1 protein-coding gene is annotated in these 380 nt (G+C 53.7%); it reads left to right on the top strand.

The genetic code is table 11. The features are described 5' to 3' along the window. A partial coding sequence (locus ACTRWK_RS17530) for a DDE-type integrase/transposase/recombinase (protein ID WP_462844111.1) occupies positions 1–380 on the top strand: 380 nt, incomplete at both ends.

Here is a 380-nt window from a genome sequence, read left to right on the forward strand (position 1 = left end):
CTGTATGACGCGGAATTCTATCTCGATCTCCGAGAAAGTGGTGCGGCGCCTAATGAAACAGGAAGCTTTGATCGTCCCAAAGCCTAAGCGGCGGCGTTACAGCTCATATCTTGGTGAGATTAGCCCTGCGCCGAAGAATATTATCAACCGGGAATTCCAGGCGGCCGCGCCAAATGAGAAATGGCTAACGGACATCACGGAGTTCCACATCCGAGCGGGAAAAGTTTATCTTTCCCCGATCATTGATTGCTTCGACGGCCTCGTCATAAGTTGGACCATTGGGACCAGACCGGACGCCGATCTTGTGAACACCATGCTTGATGCAGCGGTAGAAACCATCGCTGACAGCGAAGCGCGGCCCGTAGTCCATAGCGATCGCG

Source organism: Sulfitobacter sp. G5_S2_6_S6 (assembly GCF_054968505.1).